Raw genomic sequence first — 26,097 nt, 5'->3', positions numbered from 1 at the left:
ACTTATCTTGAACAACCTAAACCTATGGATCGCAGAAATTTTATTAAAACCTCGGCAGCGAGTAGCATGGCTTTTTCTGCCTGGACTTTTCAACCTTCCTTTCAGCAAAAAAAATATACTACTGCTCTCATCGGCAGCGGCTGGTGGGGCATGAATATCCTCAGAGAAGCTATTGCCTCGGGCTCCTCCAAAGTAGTAGCCCTTTGTGATGTGGACCAAAATCAACTGGATAGTGCGATGGAAGAAACCTCCAAGCTCACCAGCGACCAGCCAAAACGTTACAGAGATTTTCGTGAGCTTATTGCTCAGGAAAAACCCGAAATTGTCATTGTAGCCACTCCTGACCACTGGCATCCTCTGATTACCATTGAAGCAGTGAATAATGGAGCTCATGTCTATGTAGAGAAACCCATCGGACACACCGTAAATGAGGGTGTAGCTATGGTGAAAGCAGCCAGAGCCAATAATCGTAAAGTACAGGTAGGTACACACCGCCGCGTTTCACCTCACAATATGTCAGGAATGGAATTTCTGAAATCCGGTAAAGCTGGAAAAATAGGTATGGTGAGAGCTTTTGTCCATTATGGTGGAGGGCCGGGTGAACCTACACCAGATACTGAGCCACCAGCAGGTTTAGACTGGGAAATGTGGTGCGGCCCGGCTCCATTGGTTAACTATAACCCTCGCATTCACCCTAAAGGTTTCCGACAGTTTCTCAACTTTGCCAACGGTCAAATCGGGGATTGGGGGATTCACTGGCTGGACCAGATACTTTGGTGGACAGAGGAAAAAGCACCGAAGTCAATCCACTCTTTTTCAGCAAGACATATAAAAGAGGACAATACTACTGCTCCCGATACCCAGGTGGTCAATTACGAGTTTGAGGATTTTACTGCAGTCTGGGAACATCGCCTTTATGCTGCCAATCATGCAGAAAAACACAATATCGGTTGCTATTTTTACGGTACGGAGGGCACTTTCCACATGGGTTGGCTTGATGGCTGGACCTTTTATCCGGCAGATAACAAAAAGCAAATTATTCATCAGGAGCCTACTTTACACGACCCTGATAAGCAGAATATCAAAGAATTGTGGGCTGATTTTATGCAGTCAATAGAAAGTGATAAGCTGCCCGTATGTGATATTGAGATTGGGCATCATTCTACCAATATGAGCTTACTCGCTATGCTTTCCAGCAAATTAGGCAGAAGCATTGAGTGGGATGTAGATTCTCAATCCATCCCCAATGACCCTGAAGCTAATAAGCTGTTATCCCGGGAATATCGGTCACCCTGGAACTATCCTGCTGTATAAATTCATCATTTTAGGGGAGTTATTAAAAATATTTCTCCCCTATTTTTCAACTTCACGGGTTTCTATCCTCACTGAGTGTTTCTTGGGAGTGATCGCTCTTCCTATGTTGGCAGCATATACTTTGGTAAACATCGCACCAATCAATACAATGATTGAAGAGTAAAAAACCCAAATTAATATGCCAGCCAATGAACCTGCTGCCCCATATGTAGAAGTAATGTTGGTATTTGAAAGCATTAACCCGATCAGTAATTTCCCAATCGTAAATAGCAAGCCGGTAACCACTGCCCCTACTCCTACATCTCTCCATCTTATCTTCGCATCAGGAAGAAATTTAAAAATAAGACCAAATATTACTGAAATTACGATTAGGCCAAGAAAATAATTAGCCACTTCCATCACATAGACTGTATAGTCTGAGAGGATACGCTCCAGAAAGCTACGTGCAAACGATAAAATCGCATCTAGTGCTAATGAAACCAGCATTAAAAAGCCTAGGATGATAATCATTGAAAATGAAAGCAACCTATCACGGGCAAATTTCAGCGCACCTGTTTTTGGCTTTGGTTTAACGTTCCAGATTGCATTCAGTGCTTTTTGCAAAAAAGCAAAAATTACTGTTGCACTGAAGACCAGAAAAACAATACTGATTATACCGAATAGCAGTCCGGAATCGTTGGTAGAACGACTTTCAATAATATTGATGATTTCATCCGCACTGGCAGGTCCGATCAGTTCACCTATCTGATTGGCAAGGTTTTGCTGAATTTCTTCTACCGAAAATACATCACCTATTACTCTGACAATAATGATGAGAACAGATGGTAAGGAGAAAACCGTAAAAAATGCGATTGCTGCTGCATAAACCACAGGATCGTTTTCCTGAAAGGTTTTTACAGTCTCCCGAATCAGCAAATAAGCTTTTTTGAAAAAATTAGAGAGCATACTCCAGGTTTTATATGGTAAACCTAATATACCCTAAAGAATGTTTTTATTTAATAAAAAACCACTTCACAATCCGGGTAATCTTCTTTAAATTTTTCCACATCCTTACTTGATACACGCGTATTATAACATGCAAGCCTCTCCAGTTGAAATAATCCTTTCAGGGCTTTCAGCTTCTTCACATTGGTATTAAAACACTCTAATACCCTTAAATTGATCAATGAAGATATGTGCTTAAGTTTTTTGACCTGCGTACCCGAACAGTTAAGCACTTCAAGTTCTATTAAATTCCTAATAGGTTTCAGATCTTCAATGGGAGTATTCTGACAATCCAGATATTTGAGGTTTGTTAGCCCACCGATAGGTTCCAATGATTTGATTGGATTGCGCGCACATATCAATTTTTCAAGTGAGTTCATTTGACTCAAAGGCGAGAGATCTGAAACGGCTGTATTCGTGATTTCTAACTCCTTCAGGTTTACAAATTCTTTGATGGGAGAAAGATCCCAAATCTCACTATTATTACTTATCACCAGCTTTTCCGTGAAAACGATTTCATGTAATTGATCTTTGCTGGGTATTCCGGAGATAGACATCTGATTTCTCATAGCTTCTTTCCATGCGGGAGATAATGCCTCGTTCCACCACAGGCTAAGCTCATCAGACTTATATATGACCAAACAACCAGGATGCTCACGGATGAATGATAGTATTTCAGGTTCATTTAGTGGAGTATGTTCACAACTTAGATGCTCCATATTACTCAAACCACTTAATGGAGACAAACTACTTACTCCGGTCTTTTCAATATTTAGTATGCTAAGATTAGAAGCTTCGCTCAAAGCACCAATGCTATCTACCAGTGTACCGGAACAATCCAGGTTCTGCAGGTCAAGAAGTTCTCTGAGGGGTTCTAAACTTTGTATGCTGGTATTGGCACAGTTTAGTTTTCTAAGGTTGCGCAGCCTGCTTAAAGGTTCAAGCGTGGTTATTCCCTGCTTATTACTAATATCTATACTGGTCAGGTTAGCCATCTCTGCCAGCTTTTCTTTGCTCAAAGTATCAAAAGTAACATACTGGGTAAATATATCTTTCCAGTAATTGTCCAGATCTGCCCACCAGCTTTGTAGCGCTTCAGATTCGTAAATAACCAGTACACTGTTGTTTACCATCATAAAGCGGGTAGCATCTTGCTGAGTAATGGGTGTTTCATCGCAATACACTTTTTGCAAAGCAGGCAAACCAGCCAAGGGATCAAGTGATCTGATAGGCGTATTATTACAGTACAAAATCTCCAGATTGGTAAGCCCAGATAACGCACTAAGGTCATCTACCGGCGTGTATTCAATATTCAATGTTTGTAAAGCGCCAGCTCCACTGATAGGTGCTAAGTTTTTGACATTGGTGCTTGAACAATCAAGGTGTACCAGACTGACAAGTCCTGAGATATTATCAAGCGAAGTCACCGCAGTATTGGCAAAACGTAAATCTTTGATACCAGTGAGGGGTACCAATTCGTAAACGGATGTGCTATTGATGTATAACTTCTCCAGGCGAGAAAAATTAGTAAGAATGCTTAAATCGCTAATTTTGGTACCATTTGCAATAAGCTCTTTCAGGTCAGTAGAGTATTTTAAGGGTTCAAGACTGTTGATAGCAGTACGGCTACAAATCAAGGTTTCCAGCTTGGTGAGATTTCTTAAGGGCACAATATCAGAAATACTTGTGCCGGAGATATCAAGATAAGTGAGGTTGTTCATCCGGCTAAGGGGCTCCAGCGTCTGGATGTAACGATTGCCAGAGACATCCAATCTCTCCAAAGCGGCAATTTCTTTGAGCATTCTGAAGTTTACACTATCAATACTTACATCAATTTCTTTTTTGAAAAGCTGTTGCCACTCATAAGGAACTTCATTCCACCAGTTGGCCAGTTCTTCTCTTTCACTAAGCTTGGTAGTATAAATACTGGCAATTTTAAGCTGTTTTTCAGCTTCATTTAAATTTACTTCTATATATCTTAACTGATTGGAGTTAATCGTATCATTGCCTACAGTAACACCCTGCAAATTTCTGTTGGTAGTTAACCTGAAGAATATTTTACCTTCATCAGTTACATAGTAGCTTACATCGTCTACGTTAAATTCAAAGCGTGCATCCTTAAAAAAGAAATCAATATCTTTGAGATAAGCCTGTACATTTTTATTAGTTACTACTACCCTTTCTTCATCCAGGTCATCTTCTATCTGCACTTCTTCATCTACAAACAGTTTTTTATAGCTCTCATTGATAACTGTTTCTTTCTGTTTGGTTGTAGGCTTATCACTCCCCAGTATATTCATCATGGATTGCAGGAAAGAAACCATCTGAGTAGCCTGTTCTTTATATTCGTCTACCTGCTCTGAGGAGAGTTCTCTTTGCTGTGATTGAGCATAAGCAGAGGACGAAAAAACAATAAATACAAGGCTAAGGCAGGAGAATGTGTAGTAAAGCTTAAGCTTTTTCATTTTTCGTAATAAATGTACTTGGTCAATATCTCTCTTTCTTTAGGAGTTACTTTTACAAGATCTGAAATTAACCAGCCCCGGTTATAGCCAGGACGATTAAATTTTGATAATTGAAAATACCAGCCATCTACCTGAAAGAAATGAAATTTAACATTGGATACCGTTTTAAACCTAAGGTTAGAATTTTTGATTTCATAAAGCATAATAGAAAGATAATCAGGTTGATAGCCTCTGGCAGTAAACTGATCAACTTTTTCTTTATTATCCTGAAATACTTTACGAAGATTCATGAAATCCAGCTCATGACTCATGGGATGCAAAAACTCTACACCTCCGGTGGTATCACTACTAAACAGCTTGGCAAAAGGAGCAAAATAAGCACGGGTAATAATCCACTTTGAGCCCACTTTTTCCTCCTGTAACCTTAGAAAGAGTATAGCATTTTCCTCACGTCCTTTATATGTAAAGCGGGCATTTACCTCTGCAAACCATTCTCCACCATGAAAATCAAGTATTACTGGGTCTGACTTACTGTTCACTTCATCAATGAATTCGCTTTTCAAAGCATTTGACAAACTTGGATTCTGATTGTCAAACAACATTTTAAGATATTTATCTCTTAGCTGGGGAGCCTGAAAATTTTTATTTCCAGCATAGTAGCGATTACCTTCCTGGTCCTCTTCCCCATTAAATCTGCGAAAAAACTGATTGATCTGCTTGGTTTCTGCGTATAAAACACTTTCATCTCCTAAATATTCCCCAATGCCCTGAGCCTGAGCAGCCCAGGACATGAGTAACAATCCCAGCAATAAAGAAATTTTCGTCATTATGTTGTGGTTTCTGACACACGGATGTCTCCTAGCAGCACATCCCAAAAATCAATTACTCTCCCACCAATTTGGGTTTCTTTCTTTTGTACAAATACGGTAATATCCTTCTTTGTTGTATCCTTATATTCCAGCCCATCGTCTGATCTACCCTCAAAACGCTGGTAGATGGTAATCACTCCCACGTAGGTGCCGTCAGGCTGTCTTTCCAGATCACTGATGTACTGAATATCATACCAACGAATTGTAACCTCATCATAGTTCAAAGCCATAAGATGCTCAAAGTAAGGTCTTATGCCATAATATTCTATTTCTGAGCGATTGAGGGAAGAAACTCCTATTTCCGCACCTGTAGCAAAAAGCTCTTCAGCACGGTCAATAACGCGATTAGCTTCTGAAAAGGGAGTATCCTTATTACCCACTATGCTGATATATTTACTCAGATCGCGTACTTTTTCCAGCGCTAATGAGTCAATGGCTTGTTTCCTTTGGGGGCTGATGGATTCACTTTGGGCCTGAGCAGCAAATACGATTAAATTTAGCAACAGTAGTGCAGCTAAAATAGATTTAAGGTTAAGCATTATCGGTAGTTTTTAATAAGTTCAACTTCTTTGATTTTACCATTAGCATCAACTTCCAGATTATGAATTGCAGCTGGACGACTATTGGTATCTTTCAGATATTCAAGATACTTTCTGATGGTAGTAGGTTCGTCATAGTCTGTTGTACCACCACTCTGGCTGATGATAATGAGTACAGGCGTATCAGGTGAGGCAAACATATCTAATGCCTCGCGGATACGATAATTAGCATCAGAGGTACTTCTGGATGATGAGAGTTCGTTAAAAATATTGGTTAATTGCGTATTGGCATCTTCTGCTACTGCTTCTTTTCTACCACCGGTAGCTTCTCTTACTCTTTCAGAGGCATCACGCTCACGCGCTATTATGGCCTCAGCCCTTGCAATAAGGTCTTGAATTTCAGCATCATCAATATTCATGTCTTTAACACGATTCAACTCTCTTTCTTTTTCATCCAGACTCATAGAACCATTATCATTGATGATCGCTAGCAGAGTGGCCCTTGCTTCAGCAATGCGCTCTGCTTTGGCAGCAGCGGCAGCACGTGCTTCTTTCTTGGCCTTACAACCACTGGTACCCACAGCAGCTCCACCGATTAATAATAGCATTACGATATGAGCAATACTTATTGACTTGAAAATTCTGACCGAAAACATCAATTTATCCGGTTGCTTTTTTTGTACAGTGTTGATCTCCATAGTTTGATCAATTAATAATTATTAGGTTATGCGAATGTAATATGAGACTGTTTTTGAATATTTTTTATCAGAAAGACAATAGAATCGACATTAGAAAGCAGACATGATAACAAACGGGCCGCATTTTTAAGTACAATTATACAAACATATTTTCGTGCATATGCCAAAAGAGAGTACGTTTTTTCTACTATTTCAATAGTTTTCACACTTCTTATATACCTACCAGCAGATTTTACCTTTCTAAAAAGCAAAAAAACTTACCAGTATGCTAACTGTCTTCAAACAACACAAATTCAGATGAAGATAGTTATACAAAATGCTTGCCGAAAACGCAAGAAGTGCTTTTCAATGTGCGAAGATTAATTTTATTCGTCTTTTAGTGAAAGTACCGGATTAGTTCTGGTAATATGTAAGCTATGATAGCAAGAAGTGAACATAGCTAGTGAAAACACAATCGTTCCTGCCACAAAAAGTTGTACCCAATCAAATGCTACATGATATTCAAACATGCTCAGCCATCGGAACATAATTACGCCAGTCAGCGGTAAGGAAATGAAAATAGCGAAGCACACATTTTTCAGTGTATCTTTACTGAGGAGGTAAAATATTTGAAGTCTTCTGGCTCCCATCACTTTGTGTATACCCATTGCTTTTGTTCTAAGCTGCGCATTCATAGCACTCATACCAAAAAGCCCCATGCAGGAAATCACTATGGTAAGGATAGAGAAAAAAGTAAAAAGGTCAATCATATGCTTTTCGGTGGTATACTGAGCGGCAAGCTCTTGTTCCAAAAAACTATAATTGATGGGTGTGGTGGGAAAAAATGTCTGCCAGGCTGATTGAATGTTTCCTATCTTTTCGCCCTTTATTTTAATCAATGCGTGGGTACTTCCTTCAGGATTTAATATAATAATCAATGGTTCAATGGTGTGATGAAGGGATTGGTAATGAAAGTTTTTTACCACTCCGATTATTTTCCCTTCAACATCAAAACTCAGACTTTCTCCTACTGGCTTATCCCATTGAAGCTCCCTACTTAAAGCTTCGTTAATCAGATATTGATTTCCACAGTCACATTCTTCATTGAAAAAGTTATTCCCCTCTACTAATGAAATTCCTAATGCCTCCAGATAATCTTCATCTGCATAGATGGCATTGACAGGAACTTCAATACTTTGTCCATCCATTTCCTGAATCACCGTTCCTTTTAAGTGTAAATTTCCCGGTTTGGTGCCCAATGCAACACTTTCAGCATAATGCTTATCTAACAGGTAACTTTTAAATGCGCTCATTCTCTCCATCTTATCAGGAGCATCAGCTAAATTCAGAACCATTACCTGTTCTTCATCATAGCCCAACTGCTTATTCAGCAGGAAATCCAGTTGCTTATAAAAAACCAGAGTACACAATACCATACCTGTGGCAATTGCAAACTGAATGAGTTGAAGTAGGTTGTGAAAGCTCTTCGGTGAGTTGAAACTAAAATTATTTTTGAGCGCCTTAACCGGATTTGAAGAAGCGAGAAAAAAAGCTGCATAACTTCCAGCAAATAATCCTATGATGAGTATTACCAGAATCAGGTAAAAAAATATGTTCTCATCAAATATATTATTGAATTCAAGGCTGATACCGGTATAATTATACCATAAAGGTTCCACCGACTGAATGAGAATAACTGCGATACCACTTGAAATTAATGCAAAAAGAATTGACTCACTTAGATACTGTAGAATCAACTGAGTTTTGCGGGCACCTACTATCTTTCTTATGCCAACTTCTACATTTCTCTTGATAGACTGAGCGATAAACAGATTGATAAAATTAATTGCAGCAATAGTTATCAGAAATATTGCGATAAGGCTAAGTACAATGATAAGATTCATATTGCCCTTACCTTTCATATCACCAATCAAATCGTTAGTAAAGTGCAGATCAGTAAGCGCAATTACTTTATGGTAAACATAGGTTTCTTCCGTACCCCATTCTTTTTGCATCAGCGGTGAAAACCAATGTTGATCAAAATTCTGCAAGCTCAACTGAAAATCTCCGAAATTAACATTGTCTTTTAGCAAAACATAAGTAAAGGCCTGAAAATCATACCATTCATATTTACTATTCTGTAAAGAAACAAGAGCTTCAAAATACCAATCAGAATTAAGCGGAATATCTTCAATCACTCCTTCTACTGTAAAAATTTTACGGTTCAGTATTAGAGTCTTTCCCAGAATATCTTCATAGGATACATCACTGAAATAAGCCTGAGCCAGGCTTTGAGTCAGCACCAGTGCATTTGCCATCTTCAGGGAGTGAACAGAATCCCCGGCCAGCCACTTTACATCAAGTATCTTCGTGATCTCAGGGTCAACCTGAAAAAATTTATCATTTCTAAACACTTCATAATCACTGATTTTTACTACCACTTCTAATGGAACAACTCTGGCCGAAAGTGCTACTTCTTCTTTCAGTAATTTTTGGATCTGGGGGGCGACTGCCATAGCGGTTGGTGCTAAGTGTTCACTTTTTGCGCCACCTGAAAGCACCGTGCTTAGTCTGTATATGCGTTTTTGCTTCTGATGATAATTGTCATAGCTTAATTCAAATTGAATATATCTGAACATGAGAAAGGCAGCAGTAATACCAATGGATAGACCAAATATGCTTATCGTGGAAGAAAGCTTGTTTCTTCTGATATTCCTTATGGCTGTAAGCAGATAATTTTTAAGCATACTCCAGTAGTGTAAAAAAACTAAAACTTGCTTTAATTATCTCTTAATGACTTGACTGGATTAGCTGTAGCAGCTCTCAGTGTTTGGAAACCTACTGAAAGGCTGGTAATGACTACGGTGAGTAATACAGCAGCAACAAAAGTGAAAACCTTAATATCTGTTTGATAGGCAAAGTCACTGAGCCATTCCTCAATCAGGAAATATGCTAAGGGAAAAGCTATGATCACTGCAATACCAATGGTTAATCCAAGAATAATGATGAGACTATAAAGCTTTTCCTTAGCCATATTTCGGATTGCCACTTTGATAAGATTTTGGAACATAAACTTGGCAGTTTAGATGATATTATACCACACTTCCAAAGCCCATGCCCTACCCATAATACACTGAAAGTCAGGAAAATACATGAATAACCTATTCTTATTATGGCCGTTTCCGAACATTTGTTGTTCAATTTTGCACACCTCAGTGGATTGGACATAAAAAAAGCGGCAAGTTATTCAGTACTGCCGCTGGAGTATTTTCGCTTAAAACCATCTATACATGGAATTTCTCTTTGATATTTTCGGTCACCACCATACCGTCAAATAAGTTGATGACACGGTTGGCATAAGTAGCATCGTGAGGTGAGTGCGTTACCATGGCAATCGTAGTACCCGCTTTATTTAGTTCTGATAACAGGCTCATTACCTCTTCTCCATTGGTAGAGTCCAGGTTACCAGTAGGCTCATCCGCAAGTATAAACTTAGGATTGGCTACTACGGCTCTTGCAATAGCCACACGCTGTTGCTGACCACCGGACAACTGCTGAGGGAAGTGGTTTCTGCGGTGCATGATATTCATATGCTCCAGCGCATCTTTCACTTTCTTCTCACGCTCTGAGGAAGGTACTTTAAGGTACAATAACGGAAGCTCAACATTCTCATGCACTGTGAGTTCATCAATCAAATTAAAGCTCTGGAATACAAATCCTATGTTTCCTTTACGAAGCTGCGCTCTCTGTCTTTCAGAATATCTGGACACTTCATGATCCATAAAATGGTACTCACCACTGCTGGGGTTATCAAGCAGGCCCATAATGTTTAGTAAAGTGGATTTACCACATCCGGAAGGTCCCATGATGGCTACAAACTCTCCGGTTTTAATTTCAATATTGATATCATTTAGTGCAGTAGTTTCTACTTCATCCGAGGTAAAGACTTTCTTGAGGTTACGAGTACGAATCATAGTGTTAGATTTTAATGAATGAGATTAGTTAAGTTTAGTTTTTAGAAGATACTTAGTTAGAATACGAGCACTTCGTTTTCCCCAAAATTCTCGTATGAAGATGTAATTACTTTCTCGCCAGGTTCTACCCCTTCCAATACTTCATAGTATTCAGAATTTTTTCTACCCAGACGAATATCTCTTTTGTAAGCCCGGCTTCCATCATTGTTCATAACAAACACCCAGTTACCACCGGTATCTCTGAAGAACCCCCCGGTTGCAAGCAGCACCGCTTCTTCAGAACTTCCCAGTTCAAGCCGTATTCTAAGGGACTGGCCACGACGAATGCCATCAGGAACTTCGCCGATAAAACGCATATCCACCTCAAAATTACCTTCGGAAACTGTAGGATACTTCTTGTAGATTTCCAGTCGGTAATCCTGACCATCAGATAAAGTTCCGGAAGCCTGCTGTCCTACTTCTATGCGAGGTAAGTATAGTTCATCAATGGCTACTCTTACCTTAAAGCTATCCAATAATGCTACTTGTCCCAAGCGCTCCCCTGCATTTATGGATTGACCAGGTTCCCAATCAGGAGAAGTAAATAATCCTTTAGTTGGTGCGGTTATGGTCAAATTATTAAGCAGGTTACTTACAGCATCAAGGCTTTTGAGCATTCTTTCTTCAGACATACTGATTTGCTTTAGCTGCATAGACCTGGAAATAGAATCAGACTTATACGATGCATAGGTTAGCTCATGACGACGCTTATTATATTCAAACTCCTCTTCCACTTCCTCAAGTTCACGCTGGGATATCAGTTTTTTCTCCGCAAGTTCTTTAAAACGGCTATACTGAGGCTTGAGTAACTGTAATTGATAGTCAATTTGTGCAAGTTGGGCTTTCTGATTCAAGTCATTCTGGTCCAGTTGCAAACGTGTCTGACGAAGTAAGTTCAATTGTTCGTATAACTGGCTTTCTCTCTCCATCACACTAAGTTGTAAGTTAGAGTTATTCAAAGTCATGATGGTATCGCCTTCATCCACCAGCGCGCCGGATTCCAGGATGATTTCATCCACAACCCCACCTTCAACCGCATCAAGATAGATAGTTTGGCTTGGCATTACAATCCCAGTTTCAGGGATGTACTCCTGAAAGATCTGCCTAGAAACTTCTGAAATTGTAATTTTCTCTTTTTCCACATTTAATTTTGAGCGATTATCTGCGAAGAGAAAACTATATAAAATGAATGAAAGCAGTCCTACTCCCAGTACCAGCCCGATGATTCTGCTTGTCGTCCATTTTTTCTTTTTTATTTTACGATCCATTCCCATATGAAGAAATTTTTGCGGTTGTGCTTCCGGATGTTCCCGGACTTTGTGCATTATTAACAATTAATCAAGATTTACACAAATTAGACTCCTGATTCACTCTCAAACTTTACGAACACTGTGCCAAAGGAAAAAACGGCCCCAAACACCTGATTTTGCCTTTTATTTGAGGATCAAGTGTACGTTAACGAACAATTTTTGTACGTTTGTGTACGTTTAACAATTTAACTTTCAAAAATTTAAAATTTTCAGTTTTACAAAATGTGTCCTCTGAAAACCCTTAGGATGCTTTAAACTAATGTTTTATCTTTTCTTGCTAATTTTCAATATGCTACGGTACAGTCTTTGACTTTTGTGTAAAACAAAAAACAACCTCACTCTAAAAAGTATGAGCAGAAAAATTAATAAGACCGGCAAAATTCTCATCATTGATGACAATGAGGATGTATTACAAGCCGCCAAGATATTTCTTAAAAGACATTTTTTGCAGGTAGATACCGACAAGAACCCTGGTGCCATTCCGGCGCTCATCAGCAATGAGCAATATGATGTAATCCTGCTGGACATGAATTTTACCAAAGATGTAAGTAGTGGTAAAGAAGGGTTCTTCTGGCTGGATCAGATACTGGAAAGAGATCCTTCCGCAGTGGTCATCATGATTACTGCCTATGGCGATGTAGATATGGCGGTAAGAGCCATTAAAGAAGGAGCCACAGACTTCGTACTTAAGCCCTGGAATAATGAGAAGCTGCTGGCAACTGTACTCGCTGCTATGCGCTTACGTGAGTCACGCCATGAAGCCCACCAGCTCAGGTCTCAGCAGGAGATCATGAATGAGGATATCAATTCAAAATTTAAAGACATTATCGGAAGTAGCCCATCTATGCTTAAAGTATTTGAAACCATAGAGCAGGTTGCCAGCACTGATGCCAACGTACTTATCCTCGGTGAAAATGGTACTGGTAAAGAGGTAATTGCCCGGGCTATACATCGTCGTTCCAAAAGGGCCGATAATGTATTTATCAACGTGGATTTAGGAGCGGTAACTGAAACCCTTTTTGAAAGTGAACTTTTCGGGCATGCTAAAGGGGCTTTTACAGATGCCAAACAAGACAGAGTGGGTCGTTTTGAAGCTGCATCTGATGGTACACTCTTTCTGGATGAGATTGGCAACTTATCACTTCCTTTGCAGGCCAAAATGCTTACCGCATTGCAGAGCAAAAAAATCACCCCGGTGGGTACTAACAAAATGATTGATGTAGATGTCCGGCTGATCTTTGCTACCAATATGCCGCTTTACGACATGGTTAAAAAGAATGAATTCCGTCAGGACTTACTCTATCGTATTAATACCATTGAGGTTCACTTACCTCCTCTCCGTGAACGTTTGGATGATCTTGAGCCCCTGGCTATGCACTTTCTGAGCCTGTATTCTAAAAAGTACAATAAATCAATACATTCTATCAGCCCAAGCGCCATCAAAAGAATGCAAAAGTACCACTGGCCGGGTAATATCAGAGAGCTACAGCATTCGGTAGAAAGAGCCGTAATTCTGAGCAGTAAGCCTACTCTACAGGCAGAGGACTTTTTCTTTAATGCTGATAATAACAAACAGACCGAAGGTCAGGAAGAGCTGCATATTGAAAAGTACGACCTGGAAGAGGTAGAAAAGCTGCTGATCAGAAAAGTATTGAAAAAGCACAATGGAAATATTTCCAAAGCAGCAGGAGATCTTGGGCTGACCAGGGCCTCTTTATACCGTAGGCTTGAAAAGTATGATATATAACCGTTTTGAATGGGCATTACTGGTCAGGATACTTCTCCTCGCGGCCAGTATGTTGCTTTGCTTATACTTTATCTTTTACACCAACCGTATTGCAAGTGGAGTTATCGTTTCATTACTGGTTGCCTACCAGATCTACGAACTTTATCAGTATGTGCTGGAGACCAACCGAAAGCTAACCCGCTTTCTGGAAGCCGTAAAATACTCTGATTTTACTGCCGGTTTCAACCGAGATAGCAAGTTGGGAGAAAGTTTTGGTGACCTCAACCGTATGTTTAATGAGGTATTTGATGCCTTCCGAAAAGCAAGAGCTGAAAAAGAGGAAAACTGGCAATATCTCAAAACCGTAGTACAGCATGTAAATGTTGGTCTGTTGTCCTATGATGAAACAGGAAAGATTGAATTAGTAAACAACACGGCTAAAAGGTTTCTTAAAACCAATCAGCTCAATAAGATCAGCGATCTGGCCAGGGTAAACTATGATTTGTATAACATTATTAATCAGCTACCTCCCGGCTCCAAAACGCTTTACAAGCCAAGTCCTGATTTACATCTGTCTATCAATGCTACTGAACTTAGACTTAGAGGAAGTTCCTACAAACTAGTATCCATTCAGAACATTTTGTCTGAATTACAACAGCAGGAAATAGAGGCCTGGCAAAACCTTACCAAAGTATTGCGTCATGAGATCATGAACTCCATCACTCCAATCGCCTCTCTCGCAGGTACCGCCATTGATATCATTCAGGAAGATGTAATCTGCGAAAATGGTATGGTCTCTTTCAATGAAGAATCTTATGAAGATATCACTATGAGTCTGAGAACCATTGAAAACCGGACGAAAGGACTGGTGACTTTTGTTGAAGCATACCGTAATTTCACCAGTATTCCTCAACCAGACTTTGAGAGAGTACAGATTGACGATATCATCAAAGAAGTAGTGCAATTGATTAAAGCAGGCGTGGCTAAATCTCATGTGAAAATCAGTGTTAAGATCAACCCTCCTCACCTTATTGTGAGAATAGACCCTAAGCTGATTGAAATGGTACTCATTAATATCTTAAAAAATGCCGCTGAGGCTTTGGAAGAAACTGAGGATCCAGCCATCATAGTTTCTGTATTTACTGATCATGAGCAAAGGGTATTTATTGAAATTACTGACAACGGGCCAGGCATTGAACCGGAAGCATTAGAAAAAATATTCATTCCCTTTTATACGACTAAAAATCATGGTTCTGGAATTGGCCTGAGCCTTTCTCAACGTATTATGCAGATGCACCATGGAAATTTGACTGCGAGGTCGGTAGTAGGAAAGGGTACAACTTTTACGCTACAGTTATAAAAAAAAGCAACCAATTTGGCTGCTTTGATTCATTACACCTTATTGTTTACAACAAATTATGAAGGTTTCTCTACTTTGAGTTCTTCTACCTTCACAGTCTTTTGAATTTCTTTCTTTTCCGGATTTACAGTATAAGTAGGGCAAACATGCGCATAACATCCACTCAAGAGAACTCCTGAAACCAAAGCAATTGCTATTTTCTTCATATTCCTGTCTGTTAAAATTTTTATTCAAATTAATACTTAATGTTAGAAAAATACAATATCAATCCGGCTGTCATATTACATAGTAAGAATGTATCAGGGACCCAATCCTTAGACATTAGAAGTAAATTATCAGGGTCTAAAAGCTGATTTTTTACGATGATCTCATTGAACAAATTCTAAGCCACTTTGATTTAAAAGATTTTTTTTTGATTCTTTAATATTATACCTCAAAAAGTACATCATGTACGATATCGTACATCCATTATTCAAAATCGGACGCTCAGATTTACAAAATATGCTTTAATGCTATGAAATAAAGCTATTTTTCATTGGCATACTTATTGGCAAACTCATTTTACAACCATAAACTCTAACTTCTATTATGCTAAAGCTCATTGATGTTGACAAATACGTTCAGTCCCGTTTTAAAAAAACTTTCATTCTAAAAGGGATTGACCTGGAAGTAAAAGAAGGTGAATTTTTAACCATCATGGGACCCAGTGGAGCTGGTAAATCCACCCTACTCAATATTATCGGATTGTTGGACCCACCATCAGCCGGAGAATATTTCTTACTGGATCAGCCTGTACACAAGCTTAAAGAAAGACACAGAAGTGAATTGCAAAAACATACCATTGGATACGTGTTTCAGGCTTACCATCTCATTGATGAGTTGACAGTATTTGAAAACATTGAGACTCCCTTACTTTATCAAAATATGAAAGGCAAAGAGCGTAAGGCAAGAGTAGCCGAGCTCCTGGACAGGTTCCAGATGGTAGCCAAAAAAGATTTATTTCCTGAGCAGTTATCCGGTGGACAACAGCAATTGGTAGGAGTAGCGCGTGCCATAGCTGGTAAGCCAAAGTTACTTTTGGCAGATGAGCCTACCGGTAACCTACATTCTGAGCAGGGTCGTGAAGTGATGGAACTCTTTAAACAGCTCAACAAAGAAGGTATGACCATTATCCAGGTAACCCATTCTGAAGATAATGCGAGCTACAGCGACCGTATCATTCAGATTGTAGATGGTGCGCTGGAAAGTGATGAAATCATAAAAAAAGAACAAGAAGCATAGTCCTATGTTAATCCGCATATCCACATTAGCCCTTATTCTGACTACATACCTATCTACGTTTGTAAAAGCGCAGGAGGAAGACCTGGCGCTTACCTACGAGGAAGCTGTAAATATTGCCCTACGAGAAAATATCCAGATCAAGCAGCAAGAAAACATACTGGAGACAAGCAGAGCCGAACGTGCACAAGCTTATGCTAATCTTGCACCATCTCTAAGTTTCGGTGTTACCGGACAACGTATTTATGGAAGGCAGTTTGATAATACCTCCGGAGGATTTACTGATGAGCAAGTTAACCGCTTAAATGGTGGATTAAGTTCTAGCATCACTCTTTTCAATGGTTTTACCATTATCAATACCATTAAACAAAGGCAACATGCTGCTGAATCACAACTCTACCAGATCAATCAAACTAAGCAGGATGTAGTTTTTGATGTATCACAACAATATTTACAAGTATTACTCAATCAGGAGTTGCTGAGGATAGCCAAGGCTAACTTGGAGCAGCAAAATGAATTAGCAGAGAGTATCAAGACATTTGTAGAAGCAGGCACAAGAAATATAGCGGATCAATATAACCAGGAAGCTGAAGCTAAACGAGCAGCACTAACTGTTGTTGAAAGTGAAAATCAACTCAAAATTAGTAGGGTTCAATTAATCAGACTTTTACAAATTGATCCTTTCAAGGATTGGGAATTTAGAGAACCCAACTTATCAAAAGATCAACTTTTACAGGAAAGTATTTCATTAGAAGAAGTATATAATACTGCCATTGCAAACCGTCCTGACATAAAACAGCAGGAGACGAGTATTGAAGCTAATAAGTTTGGGCTTAAAGCCACCAAAGGGTTATACTACCCCCGATTAATACTTGGATATGAACTATATTCACAGTACTCTGACTTAGAAGTCCGTTACGGTTTCAATGAACAGTTATTTGATATTAATCAATCACAGGTACTCTATGTAAATTTAAGTATACCCATATTTAATAATCTCAATACCAGGACTCAGGTTCAACGTAGCAGACAGTTATTGAACAACTCAATCCTGGATATGGAAGATTTAGAAAGAAATATCTTTGAACAGGTTCAGACTGCAATTGCTGATTATGAAACCTCTCAGGAGAGAATTATTGCCGCTGAAGCTCAGGTAAGAGCAGCTGAAAAAGCGCTGGAAGCAGAAAAAGAAAGATTCAGACTAGGGGTAGGTAATATTCTTGACCTTAATCGTGTCAATGCGGCTTATGTGGAAGCGCTTTCTACCAAAGCTCAGGCCGACTATCAGATTATCTTTCAAAAAGCAGCACTGGAATATTATAAAGGTACCCTCAAACAAAACTGACAATACATCCCAAAAAAGCTGCCTGTTGGCAGCTTTTTTAATATAACACCTTCTTCAAAGTCTCCATTTTGATTGATGTTTCTATCCATTCTCTTTCTGGCTCAGAATCGGCAGTGACACCTGCACCAGCATAGATCAATGCTTTTGTTCCCTGTAACTGCATACATCTGAGATTCACAAATATGTTAACCTCCTCGTTAATATTGACTGGTCCGAGGAAACCGGCAAACAATTCCCGATCATAATGTTCATGCTGATCTATGAATTGCAAAGCAGGCTCCTTGGGCAAACCACAAACTGCTGAAGTTGGATGGAGCAATTTTAGCATGACTGATCCTAATTCGGGAAAATTCACCACATCCATATTCACTGTAAAGTCAGTCCGTAGATGAAGCAGGTTCCCTGCTTCAACAGTATGCGGCCCATCCTCATCAAACTCCCGCAAACGAATTCTCTTAAAACAGTTAATAATGTAACGACTTACCATCGCTTGCTCTTCAATCTCTTTTCCTCTCCAGGCTGCATTTTTAACATTATTTTCTTCATCCAGCTTTTGAGTTCCTGCCAAAGCCATAGTGCTAAACATTTTCTGCCCATCCTGTACAAAAGTCTTCACGAGTATTTCAGGAGAAGCACCCAGCCAAACCCCCAATTCAGGCATAGCGATGACTGAGACGAAAGCATGAGGGTACGTATTACACATGCGCTGAAAAGTAGCGGCAATGTTAAAATCATCTGGCAGGCGAACATATTGACAACGTGACGGAACTACCTTTTTGAAACGCTGATCTTTGATTTGTTCCTTTGCATCTTCAATCAGTTTCAGAAATGCCTCATGACTCATTTGCTGATTGCGCTTAAGCTCATACGTTACGCCTTCCTCCTGCTCAGGATGGATTTCTTTATGATTCTCTATAGCATTTAGGATTTGAGACTTAATATTTTCTGCATCTGCCCTTCCATTACGGTTCAGCGAGTTTGCCTGAATACTTCTACTCCGGCTATCATAATGCAGATCTGCGTATATAAAATTTGCCTTGCTTGCTTCTTGAGAAAAATCTTTTGCAAAAGGGCTCACGATAAATCCCGGAGGCATAGTTTCCAGTTCAATATCTACCAGCTTTACTTCACCAGAAACATCCATGATAATATGTTGTACATCATCATCCGGCAGTCGCCATGCAGCTATCGGATAATTTCTACTTTTTCCTATCGCCAGAAAATGGTCATGTACTAATTGCGTATCTAATATTGAAGACTGTTTGATATCTACGGCTTCTTCCATAATTTTTAGCTGCTATTTATCAATCACTGCTACGGTCAATCGGCTGATACATATTAGTTTTTGCTGTTCATCGGTAATACGAATCTCCCAAACATGCGTTTTCCTGCCAATGTGTATTGCTTCTGCTTTTGCATAAACAAACCCCTGCTTTACAGCTCTTAGGTGGTTGGCATTTATCTCCAGCCCGACAGGGTACTGATTTTTATTATTGATGCACAAACTTGAGGCAATGCTACCCAAGGTTTCAGCCAATGCTACCGAGGCTCCACCATGTAACAAACCCATCGGCTGCTTGGTGCGATGATCCACCGGCATTTTACCACTTAAACTCTTCTCGCTCACATCTGTTATTTCTATAGCCAAATGTTCGCACATATTGCCTTTACATAGTGCGTTGATCGTTTCAATGCTGACATTAGTATCTATCATAAATTTCTTAACTTCGGGATTTTGAACTCAACTTTATCAGATGCAAAAGAAGAAAATATATTTAATAAGACACGGACAAACTGAATATAACAGAAAAGGAGTAGTACAGGGAAGTGGTATTGACGCCCCGCTGAACGATTTGGGAAGACTTCAGGCAAGGCACTTCTACGAAAGCTATAAGGATATTCCATTTCAACATGTGTATACGTCGGTATTACAAAGAAGTATACAATCGGTGGAGCACTTTTTGGAAATGGATTTGCCACACACCAAGCTGGCAGGGCTGAATGAAATAAACTGGGGAGAAAAGGAAGGGAAAGTAGCCAATGCTGAAGATAGCGAGTACTATGCCTCTATTATAAAATCATGGACCAAAGGGGAGTTGGATAGGGCAATTGAAGGAGGCGAAAGTCCAAATATGGTGATGGAAAGGCAAAAGCCTGCCCTTGAAAAAATCATTGCTAACCCTGACGAACATACCGTACTAGTATGCATGCACGGAAGAGCGATGCGTATCTTGCTATGTTTGATGCTTGGTTATGATCTAAGTAAGATGGATGAATTTGGTCATGCCAACCTGTGCCTATATCTCATAGAATACGATTATAAAACTGAAACATTTGAGGTAAAACTGGCAAATGAGCAATCTCATTTACCAGTAATTCCTTCGTTTGCAGAAGAAGATAAGAAACCTTAATTCACATATACAGTTATTAACTTATACTTGTTAAACTAATTTTTTACAGCAAGATTTATTTTTTATGGAATTTAACCCTAAAGAGATTACGCTTATTTACAATTTTGATAAGCAAGGAGACCGGGAGGCCATTGCTTATGCTAAGCAAATTGCTCAGAATGTAAATGAGGTAGATATATCCAAAAACCCACTTACTGAAAGTCAGTTGGCACAACTGCTAACCAAACTAGGGGTAAGTGTTGAAAAGCTAATAGATGTCAAATCGGATATTTTTAAGGAAAAGTATGAGGGTAAAAATATGGAAGAAACCGAATGGTTAAGCGTGTTGAAACATGACCCCCATCTTATGAAAACTCCCATCGGTATATTGGGAGACAAATCTATCATTGCCGATTTACCCAGTCATATCCTTAGCCTGGATGATGGTCAGGGTTATGATCAAAATAGGAAAACGTAATTTATTTATAAACAATAATCTTGATTTAAAGCGCTTTTAAGGCGCTTTTTTTTGTCCACTACCGTACAAACGTGTACGTATATGAACAACTGTTATCTCGTAAAACCCCGATTATCGCTGAATTTAGAGGTTTGGAAGCATGGCATATGAATTGATTTTGTTACATAAAGTATAATACACCGCCTAAACTAAAACAACTTAGCCCATGTGGAAAAACTACCTGAACATTGCCATCCGCAACTTGTGGAAATACAAGCAGGTTACTTTCATTAATCTCTTTGGACTTACCGTCGGTATTACGGCCTTCCTGCTGATATTTTTATTTGTTCAGTACGAACTGAGCTATGATACTTATCACGATAAGGCAGATCGTATTTACCGGGTTTCCAGAGAATGGCTTAACCAGGATAAAGAAACAAGTCTACATTTAGGCCATGTAGCTCCTCCTTTCGGCCCATTGTTGGAGAATGATTTTCCGGGCATAGTTGAAGAAGCAGTCAGGTTTCTGGGTGATAACCCCATTGTTACCAATGAAGAAGATGATATCAAAATTGTAGAGGAGCATTTTTTCTTTGCGGATGAGGAAGCATTCAAACTGTTTTCCTGGAAACTTTTGGAGGGAGATCCTAATACGGTACTGGCAGAACCAAATGCTATTGTAATCTCTGAAACTGCTGCCCAAAGATATTTTGGAAATGAAGACCCAATAGGTAAAACCTTAATTTACAATGATGAGGCTGAATTTCAGGTGAGTGGTATTATGGAGAATATTCCTGCCAATTCTCACTTTCATCCGGAACTGATTGCTTCCTTCAAAGCTGTTGAAAATTTCTTTGGCAGAGAGCAGCTGATGCAACAATGGGGCAGTAATAATTATGCTACTTATCTTTTACTCCTTGAAGGTTATGATCCACAAGCCCTGGAAGCCCAATTCCCCGATTTTATTACCAGCCACCTCGGCGAATTTAACGGAATACCTGCCGGAGAATTTAATCTTTTACACCTGTGGCCAGTAACCGATATCCACCTTCATTCACATCTGGATAGTGAAATTGAGGCTAATGGAGACATCAAATATGTATACATATACAGTATCATTGCAATTTTCATCTTGGTCATAGCCTGTATCAATTTTATCAATTTGGCTACTGCCCGATCCATGCGCCGAGCCCGTGAAGTAGGCGTTAGAAAAGTAATGGGCGCATTAAGGGTACATTTAATTCGTCAGTTTCTTACCGAATCCATTATACTTTCATTTGCAGCATTAATTCTGGGATTACTGTTACTTGCCATTTTCATTCCTGACTTTAATGACTTTGTTCAGCGGAGCATTTCTCTGGACTTTACGGAAAATGTATGGTTTATCACAGCCATCATTCTCACTATTGCTTTGGTAGGCATCATTGCGGGAAGTTATCCAGCTTTCATTTTGTCATCCTTCCAGCCAAGTACTATTCTAAGGGCTAGTCAGCAGCCTAAAGGCAAACATCCGTATTTGCGCTCTGCACTGGTAGTAATTCAGTTTACAATCTCTATTGCACTCATTATCGGTGTAATTACCGTTGAAAAGCAGTTGGCCTATGTAAAAAGCAAACCGCTAAATTTCAATGATAACCATCTCGCTGTACTCCCAATTAATGAAGACATATACAATCAATACGAAAACATCAAAGATAGGCTTCTACAGCAGCCCGGAATTAGTGATGTAAGTATGAGTAGCAGGGTTCCCTCTGGCAGATTACTGGATTCTCAAGGCATTTCTGCTGAAGTAGATGGAGAGATGCAGCAGGTTAACTTTCGTGTTGCTGACATTCATGTGGATCACGATTACCTCAATACACTTCAGGTTGAATTGATTGCTGGCCGGTACTTTGACCGTAAGCTGGTTAGTGATTCAACCGAAGCTTTTATTATCAACGAATCAGCTGTTTCCGCTATGGGATGGAAATCACCAGAGGAAGCTATTGATAAAAGTGTTGATTATGGAGGAGGAAACCGTCGTGGAAAAATTATAGGCGTAGTAGAAGACTTTCATTTTGAGTCATTGCATCAGCCCATTTCCCCCATTATCTTCCTGGTGACCAATGGTAGAGCCAATAATATCATCGTGAGAGTAGCTGAGGACCAATGGGATGAAAGCCTGGCTTATTTACAGGAACAGTGGTCTTATTTTATGCCTGATCTTCCTTTTGACTATTATACCATCAAAAACCGGTTTCAGGAACAATACAATGCTGAAGATCGCCTCAGTAAAGTAGTAACCTACTTTTCTTTGCTTGCCCTGTTTATTGCAGCACTGGGCCTGGTGGGATTAGCATCCTATACTGCTGAACAAAGATTTAAGGAGATAGGCATCAGGAAAGTGATGGGTGCCTCTGTACTTCAGATACTGTTATTGCTGGCAAAAAAATTCACTTTGCTGGTAATCTTGTCTTTTGCAGTTGCCAGTCCTATTGCTTATTGGATCATGAACCGCTGGCTGGAAACATTCGCCTATCATGATGCACTACCCTGGTGGAGTTTTCTGGCGGCTGGCTTGTTTGCTTTACTCATTGCCTGGATTACAGTGGGGTCTCAAACCTACAAGGCTGCCAATAGTAATCCGGTAAAAATACTTAGAGATCAATAACAAAATTATTCGCAAATTTACAGGTTAGTATTATAAAATTCACCCAATCTATATTAACATAAACTCAAAACTCCGGCTTATGCTGTAAGTAAAAAGATGATCAAAAATTTCATTACCCTAGGTCTACGTAACTTACTTAAACAGAAGTTCTATACCCTGCTTAATGTCCTGGGATTAAGCGTTGGCGTCGCCAGTTTCATGCTCATTGTACTTTATGTGGTGGATGAAGTCAGCTACGATAAATTTCACAGCAAGGCTGAGCAAATTTACAGAGTGGGACTTCAGGGAAGAATTTCCGGCCAGGAAATCGCTGTAGCTGTCACCTGCCCTCCTTTAGGTCAGGTAGCTCAAAATGAATTTCCCGAGGTAGATAATTATACCCGACTTTATAAACTTGCAAGTGAAGTAGTCCGATACGAAGATGTTGTTTTTACGGAGACGCAAGTGTTTTTTGCTGACTCCAGCTTTTTTGATGTTTTTGATTTTGAACTACTGGCTGGTGACCCGGCCACAGCACTGAAAGAGCCTCATACTATTGTAATCAGTGAGTCTACTGCCAAAAAATATTTTGGTAATGAATCGGCCCTAGGTAAAACGCTAAATGTTGGAGATTTCTTCTCTAATTACGAAGTAACTGGAATTGTAAAGGATACACCTGCCAATTCTCACTTTCACTTTGACATGTTATATTCCATGTCAACCCTTCCTTTTAGCAGAGATGATGCCTGGCTTTCTAATTCTCTATATACTTATCTTGTACTAAACACTGAAGCACAAGTCGCTCAGTTGGAGGACAAAATGAAGGTATTGGTAGAAAAGTATGTTGGACCAGAGGTTCAGCAGTTTATGGGCATCTCTCTGGAAGAGTTTGAAAAACAGGGAGGGCAATATGGATATTTTCTTCAGCCACTCACCGATATCCATCTTCACTCTCAATTGGATGCTGAAATAGAACCTAACGGAAATATTACCTACGTTTTCATTTTGGCCGCAATCGCCATGTTCATGATTATTATTGCCTGTATCAATTTTATGAACCTGGCTACCGCAAGATCTGCCAACCGGGCAAAAGAAGTGGGTGTAAGAAAGACCTTGGGTTCGGTAAAGAGTCACCTGATTGCTCAATTCCTTACCGAGTCTATTTTGGTAAGTACTATCGCCACCCTCATCGCCATTCTGTTGATAAGTCTAGCGATTGAGCCTTTTAACCAGATTTCTGGCAAAGACATTTCTTTCAACATCATCACCCAACCCTGGCTTGCCTGGGTATTTGTCCTGATTATCCTTGTAGTAGGATTACTGGCAGGTAGTTATCCGGCTTTTTATCTTTCGGCTTTCCGCCCGGCAGATGTATTGAAAGGCAAGATCAGATCAGGTTTCAAGAGCAGCTATATACGCAATGGCCTGGTGGTATTTCAGTTTTTTATCTCTATTGCCCTGATAGTATGTACTATTCTGGTTTACAAACAACTTGAATATACCAGAAATATTAACCTGGGATTTAACAAAGAGAATGTACTGATCATCAAAAATGGAAGAAGGCTGGGAGACAAAATTCAAACCGTTCGCGATCAGATTACAAATTTAGCTGTGGTAGAAAGTGCTGCTGTTTCTACTAATGTTCCACCTGATATTAATAATACTTCAGTTTTCCGTTTGAAAGGATCGGATGAAGACCATCTGCTTACCTGGCATTATGGTGATTATGAGTATATTCCAACCTTAGGAATTGAGCTTCTGGAAGGACGTAATTTCTCAAGATCATTTCCCAGTGATACTGCGGCAGTCATTCTTAATCAGGCAGCTGTGAAAGAACTTAATCTGGAGTCGCCCCTCAATGCAGAAATTAATTTCTATGGTGACAACGAAGGACGAACGCTCAAAGTGATAGGTGTGATGAAGGATTTTAATTTTCAAAGTCTGAAACAGAATATCCGCCCGATCGCAATGCTATATACTAAGAATGGTGCTTTCCTTTCAGTTCGTTTGCAGTCTGGCAAACTATCAGAAAGCCTGGGGAGTATTGAGCGGTTCTGGAAAGAACAAGCACCGGGTGAACCCTTTGAGTATACTTTTCTGGATGAAGATTTTGACGCCCTTTTTAGGGCTGAGCAAAGGTTAGGCAAGGTGTTTACCACATTTACCGCTATAGCCATTTTCATTGCCTGTCTTGGGCTGTTAGGCCTGGCTGCATTTACTGCCGAACAGCGCACCAAAGAAATTGGTATACGCAAAGTTATGGGCGCTTCTGTATTAAATGTTTTGGTTCTACTTTCTAAAGATTTTACCAAGCTGATTGGAATTGCTTTCCTGATTGCCGTACCGGTAGCCTACTGGGTGATGGAAAAATGGTTGGAAGGCTTCGCGTTTCGTATTCCTATAGACGTGGCTACTTTTATATTAGCAGGTCTGCTGGCGATTACGATAGCACTGATTACCGTAAGTTTTCAATCACTTAAAGCTGCCAGAACTGACCCTGCCAGATCTTTGAGGAGTGAGTAGCAAGATTAATATCTCATTATCAAAGCTGAAATTTTCCACTAAATAGTTAATGTTATCACTTTTCTTAATCCGTTTCGTAGAAGTTTAAATGTGAGAAATAAATAGTAATACTGGATCATGTAAGACAATACACTTAATATACTTATAAAATCACATTTATACACTTAAATTTATCGTCTGAGGTTTAGTTTTTGCAAAAAATAATTTAATGCAAACAG

At 39.5% G+C, this 26,097-nt stretch carries 21 protein-coding genes; 9 read left to right on the top strand and 12 right to left on the bottom strand.

Features of this window, described 5'->3' with window-relative positions:
- Positions 1–24 precede the first annotated feature (24 nt).
- Positions 25–1,314 (top strand): Gfo/Idh/MocA family protein, encoded by a 1,290-nt coding sequence (locus WJR50_RS10860; protein WP_341293291.1) that lies wholly within the window; start codon positions 25–27, stop codon positions 1,312–1,314.
- 39 nt (positions 1,315–1,353) lie between these two features.
- Here WJR50_RS10860 and WJR50_RS10855 read toward each other — a convergent pair whose 3' ends face one another.
- The 9 genes from WJR50_RS10855 to WJR50_RS10815 all read right to left on the bottom strand — a co-directional run bounded on the left by WJR50_RS10855 (position 1,354) and on the right by WJR50_RS10815 (position 12,186).
- Positions 1,354–2,259, bottom strand: a complete 906-nt coding sequence (locus tag WJR50_RS10855; protein WP_341293290.1) for a YihY/virulence factor BrkB family protein — start codon at positions 2,257–2,259, stop codon at positions 1,354–1,356.
- 50 nt (positions 2,260–2,309) lie between these two features.
- Positions 2,310–4,763, bottom strand: coding sequence for a leucine-rich repeat domain-containing protein (locus WJR50_RS10850; protein WP_341293289.1), 2,454 nt, complete (start codon positions 4,761–4,763; stop codon positions 2,310–2,312).
- On the bottom strand, positions 4,760–5,590 hold the full coding sequence (locus WJR50_RS10845; protein ID WP_341293288.1) for a hypothetical protein: 831 nt from the start codon (positions 5,588–5,590) through the stop codon (positions 4,760–4,762). The genes WJR50_RS10850 and WJR50_RS10845 overlap by 4 nt, the downstream gene beginning before the upstream one ends.
- The gene (locus WJR50_RS10840; RefSeq protein WP_341293287.1) at positions 5,590–6,171 is read right to left on the bottom strand and encodes a hypothetical protein; all 582 of its coding nucleotides are present in this window, start codon (positions 6,169–6,171) and stop codon (positions 5,590–5,592) included. Before WJR50_RS10840 ends, WJR50_RS10845 begins: the two co-directional genes overlap by 1 nt.
- Entirely contained in the window at positions 6,171–6,869 is a 699-nt protein-coding gene (locus tag WJR50_RS10835) for a hypothetical protein (RefSeq protein WP_341293286.1), read from the bottom strand. Before WJR50_RS10835 ends, WJR50_RS10840 begins: the two co-directional genes overlap by 1 nt.
- A 365-nt stretch (positions 6,870–7,234) precedes the next feature.
- Positions 7,235–9,595 (bottom strand): ABC transporter permease, encoded by a 2,361-nt coding sequence (locus tag WJR50_RS10830; RefSeq protein ID WP_341293285.1) that lies wholly within the window; start codon positions 9,593–9,595, stop codon positions 7,235–7,237.
- 32 nt (positions 9,596–9,627) lie between these two features.
- Entirely contained in the window at positions 9,628–9,918 is a 291-nt protein-coding gene (locus tag WJR50_RS10825) for a hypothetical protein (RefSeq protein WP_341293284.1), read from the bottom strand.
- A gap of 214 nt (positions 9,919–10,132) precedes the next feature.
- Complete coding sequence (locus WJR50_RS10820; RefSeq protein ID WP_277479960.1) at positions 10,133–10,822, bottom strand: ABC transporter ATP-binding protein; 690 nt, start codon at positions 10,820–10,822, stop codon at positions 10,133–10,135.
- Positions 10,823–10,878: 56 nt separating this feature from the next.
- A complete protein-coding gene (locus WJR50_RS10815; protein ID WP_341293283.1) occupies positions 10,879–12,186 on the bottom strand; it encodes an efflux RND transporter periplasmic adaptor subunit in 1,308 nt (435 codons plus the stop codon).
- Between the two features lie 334 nt (positions 12,187–12,520).
- Here WJR50_RS10815 and WJR50_RS10810 point away from each other — a divergent pair, with 334 nt between their 5' ends.
- Complete coding sequence (locus WJR50_RS10810; RefSeq protein ID WP_341293282.1) at positions 12,521–13,918, top strand: sigma-54-dependent transcriptional regulator; 1,398 nt, start codon at positions 12,521–12,523, stop codon at positions 13,916–13,918.
- On the top strand, positions 13,908–15,257 hold the full coding sequence (locus WJR50_RS10805) for a sensor histidine kinase (protein WP_341293281.1): 1,350 nt from the start codon (positions 13,908–13,910) through the stop codon (positions 15,255–15,257). The genes WJR50_RS10810 and WJR50_RS10805 overlap by 11 nt, the downstream gene beginning before the upstream one ends.
- A 56-nt stretch (positions 15,258–15,313) precedes the next feature.
- Here the strand turns inward: WJR50_RS10805 and WJR50_RS10800 are convergent, their stop codons facing one another.
- A complete protein-coding gene (locus tag WJR50_RS10800; RefSeq protein WP_341293280.1) occupies positions 15,314–15,463 on the bottom strand; it encodes a hypothetical protein in 150 nt (49 codons plus the stop codon).
- 382 nt (positions 15,464–15,845) lie between these two features.
- Here WJR50_RS10800 and WJR50_RS10795 point away from each other — a divergent pair, with 382 nt between their 5' ends.
- Together WJR50_RS10795 and WJR50_RS10790 are read left to right on the top strand one after the other, a co-directional pair.
- Complete coding sequence (locus tag WJR50_RS10795) at positions 15,846–16,538, top strand: ABC transporter ATP-binding protein (RefSeq protein ID WP_341293279.1); 693 nt, start codon at positions 15,846–15,848, stop codon at positions 16,536–16,538.
- Between the two features lie 4 nt (positions 16,539–16,542).
- Positions 16,543–17,880, top strand: a complete 1,338-nt coding sequence (locus WJR50_RS10790; protein WP_341293278.1) for a TolC family protein — start codon at positions 16,543–16,545, stop codon at positions 17,878–17,880.
- Between the two features lie 37 nt (positions 17,881–17,917).
- Here WJR50_RS10790 and WJR50_RS10785 read toward each other — a convergent pair whose 3' ends face one another.
- Together WJR50_RS10785 and WJR50_RS10780 are read right to left on the bottom strand one after the other, a co-directional pair.
- On the bottom strand, positions 17,918–19,165 hold the full coding sequence (locus tag WJR50_RS10785) for a chorismate-binding protein (protein WP_341293277.1): 1,248 nt from the start codon (positions 19,163–19,165) through the stop codon (positions 17,918–17,920).
- Between the two features lie 12 nt (positions 19,166–19,177).
- Positions 19,178–19,594 carry a hotdog fold thioesterase gene (locus WJR50_RS10780; RefSeq protein WP_341293276.1) on the bottom strand — a complete coding sequence of 139 codons (417 nt, stop codon included), beginning with the start codon at positions 19,592–19,594 and terminating at the stop codon, positions 19,178–19,180.
- Between the two features lie 40 nt (positions 19,595–19,634).
- On the opposite strand from WJR50_RS10780, the gene WJR50_RS10775 reads away from it, so the two are divergent.
- The 4 genes from WJR50_RS10775 (at position 19,635) to WJR50_RS10760 (ending at position 25,879) form a co-directional block, all read left to right on the top strand.
- Positions 19,635–20,291 carry a histidine phosphatase family protein gene (locus tag WJR50_RS10775; RefSeq protein ID WP_341293275.1) on the top strand — a complete coding sequence of 219 codons (657 nt, stop codon included), beginning with the start codon at positions 19,635–19,637 and terminating at the stop codon, positions 20,289–20,291.
- A gap of 64 nt (positions 20,292–20,355) precedes the next feature.
- Entirely contained in the window at positions 20,356–20,748 is a 393-nt protein-coding gene (locus WJR50_RS10770; RefSeq protein ID WP_341293274.1) for an arsenate reductase family protein, read from the top strand.
- 205 nt (positions 20,749–20,953) lie between these two features.
- Positions 20,954–23,377, top strand: coding sequence for an ABC transporter permease (locus tag WJR50_RS10765; RefSeq protein ID WP_341293273.1), 2,424 nt, complete (start codon positions 20,954–20,956; stop codon positions 23,375–23,377).
- A gap of 96 nt (positions 23,378–23,473) precedes the next feature.
- On the top strand, positions 23,474–25,879 hold the full coding sequence (locus WJR50_RS10760; RefSeq protein ID WP_341293272.1) for an ABC transporter permease: 2,406 nt from the start codon (positions 23,474–23,476) through the stop codon (positions 25,877–25,879).
- Positions 25,880–26,097: the final 218 nt, after the last annotated feature.

This window comes from Catalinimonas locisalis (assembly GCF_038039535.1).
Taxonomy (GTDB): Bacteria; Bacteroidota; Bacteroidia; order Cytophagales; family Cyclobacteriaceae; genus Catalinimonas.
This window is presented reverse-complemented; position numbering and strand designations above follow the sequence as displayed.

What these genes read in the sequence shown, in the direction of transcription:
- WJR50_RS10790 (WP_341293278.1), top strand. Translation starts at nt 16,543, where the DNA reads ATGTTAATCCGCATATCCACATTAGCCCTTATTCTGACTACATACCTA.
- WJR50_RS10785 (WP_341293277.1), bottom strand. Translation starts at nt 19,165, where the DNA reads ATGGAAGAAGCCGTAGATATCAAACAGTCTTCAATATTAGATACGCAA.
- WJR50_RS10820 (WP_277479960.1), bottom strand. Translation starts at nt 10,822, where the DNA reads ATGATTCGTACTCGTAACCTCAAGAAAGTCTTTACCTCGGATGAAGTA.
- WJR50_RS10765 (WP_341293273.1), top strand. Translation starts at nt 20,954, where the DNA reads ATGTGGAAAAACTACCTGAACATTGCCATCCGCAACTTGTGGAAATAC.
- WJR50_RS10850 (WP_341293289.1), bottom strand. Translation starts at nt 4,763, where the DNA reads ATGAAAAAGCTTAAGCTTTACTACACATTCTCCTGCCTTAGCCTTGTA.
- WJR50_RS10780 (WP_341293276.1), bottom strand. Translation starts at nt 19,594, where the DNA reads ATGATAGATACTAATGTCAGCATTGAAACGATCAACGCACTATGTAAA.
- WJR50_RS10840 (WP_341293287.1), bottom strand. Translation starts at nt 6,171, where the DNA reads ATGCTTAACCTTAAATCTATTTTAGCTGCACTACTGTTGCTAAATTTA.
- WJR50_RS10835 (WP_341293286.1), bottom strand. Translation starts at nt 6,869, where the DNA reads ATGGAGATCAACACTGTACAAAAAAAGCAACCGGATAAATTGATGTTT.
- WJR50_RS10825 (WP_341293284.1), bottom strand. Translation starts at nt 9,918, where the DNA reads ATGTTCCAAAATCTTATCAAAGTGGCAATCCGAAATATGGCTAAGGAA.
- WJR50_RS10775 (WP_341293275.1), top strand. Translation starts at nt 19,635, where the DNA reads ATGCAAAAGAAGAAAATATATTTAATAAGACACGGACAAACTGAATAT.
- WJR50_RS10860 (WP_341293291.1), top strand. Translation starts at nt 25, where the DNA reads ATGGATCGCAGAAATTTTATTAAAACCTCGGCAGCGAGTAGCATGGCT.
- WJR50_RS10805 (WP_341293281.1), top strand. Translation starts at nt 13,908, where the DNA reads ATGATATATAACCGTTTTGAATGGGCATTACTGGTCAGGATACTTCTC.
- WJR50_RS10810 (WP_341293282.1), top strand. Translation starts at nt 12,521, where the DNA reads ATGAGCAGAAAAATTAATAAGACCGGCAAAATTCTCATCATTGATGAC.
- WJR50_RS10815 (WP_341293283.1), bottom strand. Translation starts at nt 12,186, where the DNA reads ATGCACAAAGTCCGGGAACATCCGGAAGCACAACCGCAAAAATTTCTT.
- WJR50_RS10770 (WP_341293274.1), top strand. Translation starts at nt 20,356, where the DNA reads ATGGAATTTAACCCTAAAGAGATTACGCTTATTTACAATTTTGATAAG.
- WJR50_RS10855 (WP_341293290.1), bottom strand. Translation starts at nt 2,259, where the DNA reads ATGCTCTCTAATTTTTTCAAAAAAGCTTATTTGCTGATTCGGGAGACT.
- WJR50_RS10760 (WP_341293272.1), top strand. Translation starts at nt 23,474, where the DNA reads ATGATCAAAAATTTCATTACCCTAGGTCTACGTAACTTACTTAAACAG.
- WJR50_RS10845 (WP_341293288.1), bottom strand. Translation starts at nt 5,590, where the DNA reads ATGACGAAAATTTCTTTATTGCTGGGATTGTTACTCATGTCCTGGGCT.
- WJR50_RS10795 (WP_341293279.1), top strand. Translation starts at nt 15,846, where the DNA reads ATGCTAAAGCTCATTGATGTTGACAAATACGTTCAGTCCCGTTTTAAA.
- WJR50_RS10830 (WP_341293285.1), bottom strand. Translation starts at nt 9,595, where the DNA reads ATGCTTAAAAATTATCTGCTTACAGCCATAAGGAATATCAGAAGAAAC.
- WJR50_RS10800 (WP_341293280.1), bottom strand. Translation starts at nt 15,463, where the DNA reads ATGAAGAAAATAGCAATTGCTTTGGTTTCAGGAGTTCTCTTGAGTGGA.